Source organism: Skermanella sp. (assembly GCF_059503625.1).
Genome location: NZ_JCACHA010000696.1, coordinates 1 through 1757 on the forward strand (window position 1 = coordinate 1; position 1757 = coordinate 1757).

Sequence of the window (1757 nt, forward strand, 5' to 3'; positions counted from 1 at the left end):
TCCGCAGTCTGAACGAAGGCCAGAAAGTCAGCTATGAACTGGCGCGCGGCAATAACGGCAAGGAAGCGGCTGTGAACATCAGTCTGGCTGACTGAGCCGTATCGAGTTTTCCGCATCGACTCCATCATTGAAATCTACCGCCGGATTCAAACTGTAGAATTCAGTTATCGGCAAGCAGGGGAGGAGGGCCGTCGCCTTCCTCCCTTTTCATATGCCCGGATGATCTGAACCTCAGGTTTGCCTGTCCTGAGCGCCGCTTTCCGTGGCGTCCGCGGCCGCCACCACCCCAAGGGCCCGGTAGGCGCCGGCGGCTTCCTCGACCAGTGCCAGGATCTCGCCGCACAGCAGGTTCGTCTCCGCCGGTTCTTCCGATCGGCAGATCCGTTCCAGCGTCTTGACCGCCTCAGCCAGACGTGCGGCGCCGAAGGTGCTGGCGGAGCTTTTCAGGGTATGGGCCTCCCGTTCGATCACCGTCATGTCGCCGACCGCCGCGGCATCGGCCATGCGCCTGCTCCGCAGCCGCGCCTCCGCCAGGAACGCCTCGATCAGGTCGGGCAGGACGATGTCGTCCAGGTCGTGCCGCAGCTGTTCCAGCACGCCGATGTCCAAGGCCATGTCGAGCGGGGAAGCGGCGCCGGCGGCGGTGCCCTGGCCGGACGCGGAGCCTTGCGGCCATACCACTGCCGGTACGGCCGGCAGCCAGCGGGCTATGGTCGCGAGCAGATAGGGGCGTTCGATCGGTTTGGGCACATAGTCGTTCATGCCGGCTTCCAGGAAGCGTTCGCGGTCGCCGACCATCGCGTTGGCCGTCATGGCGATGATCGGGATCCTGCCTGCGGGCGCCGGCAGGGCGCGGATCGCCCTCGTCGCGGCGATGCCGTCCATTTCCGGCATGGCGATATCCATCAGCACCAGATCGAAGGGCTCGGACTTGACCGCGGCAATGGCTTCCATGCCGTTCGACGCCACTTCCACCCGGAAGCCGGCGATCTTCAGCAGGGTGCCGGCCACCAGCTGGTTGGTCACGCTGTCTTCGACCAGCAGCAGTCTCCGCGCGCCTTCCATGGACTTCGGCGCATCGTCCTTGCCCGGATCGCCGAAGCCGTCCCATCCCGGCCCCGCGCGATCCGCGTGGACGGCGTCCGGCAGCCCGAGTTCGATCACCCGCTTGCCGCCCAGCGCCGCCGCCAGCATCGCCTCCCTCGCCGGCTTGCGCAGGACGGATGAGAAGCCGGCCGCTTCCAGGTGATGCCATTCGACCGGGTGGCCGGGCGGGCAGAGCAGGATCAGGTGGACGATGCCCGCGTCGCGCAGGCGGCGGGCGAGTGCCGTGACCGGCAGGTCCGCGTCATGGCTGTCGATCAGCGCGACATCGAACGGACCGGACCGGACCGTCCCCTCTCCGGTAGCCGAAGCTGCGGGGATCAAGGCTGCGGCGGCCAGCGCCGCGGCCCCATCCGGTACGGCCTGGACGGCGGCGTTCCAGGAGGCGAGCTGCCGTGCGAGCGCCTTGCGGCTGGCGCCGTTGCCCTCGATCAGAAGAACGCGCAGGCCGCTGAAGTCGTGGCCGCCGTCGCCGTCCTCCGTCCTGCATTCCAGCGTGACCACGAACCAGAAGTGGGTGCCGATGCCGGGGGCGCTGTCGAAGCCGATGGTGCCTCCCATCAGCTCGATCAGGCGTCTGGCGATGGCAAGCGCCATCCCGTTGCCGGCGGCTCCGTCCAGGATGCGCGCATGGTTCGCGGCCGTGATGCCGA

At 67.8% G+C, this 1757-nt stretch carries 1 protein-coding gene; it reads right to left on the minus strand.

Translation table 11 applies throughout. The features are described 5' to 3' along the window. Positions 1 to 231 precede the first annotated feature (231 nt). Positions 232 to 1757: response regulator (locus AC5JJ6_RS22985; RefSeq protein ID WP_496044283.1), on the minus strand; the 1526-nt coding region annotated here is incomplete at its 5' end.